This is a genomic window from Arthrobacter sp. B0427-1-12 (assembly GCF_059092905.1).
The window spans coordinates 1-231 of sequence record NZ_JBNHIC010000277.1 but is presented as its reverse complement, the minus strand read 5'-3'; the positions used below and the strand labels follow the sequence as shown (position 1 = coordinate 231).

Genomic DNA, 231 nt, shown 5'->3' with positions numbered 1-231 from the left:
TGGACTTCTCCTGCCGGAAACCGTCCAGGTCCTCCTCGCTCAGCCGCCCCTCAAGGTAGGCACGGGCGTACATGCCCGGAGACGCGTGGCCCTGGAAGAAGACCTGGTCGCCGCCGCCGGGGTGGTCCTTGCCGCGGAAGAAATGGTTCAGTCCGACTTCGTACAGCGTTGCGGCGCCCGCGTAGGTGGAGATATGCCCGCCCACCCCGATTCCCGGCCGCTGCGACCGGT

1 protein-coding gene is annotated in these 231 nt (G+C 68.0%); it reads right to left on the bottom strand.

What is annotated here, in order from left to right:
• A partial coding sequence (locus tag AC5RWU_RS24840; protein WP_493986818.1) for a hypothetical protein occupies positions 1-231 on the bottom strand: 231 nt, incomplete at both ends.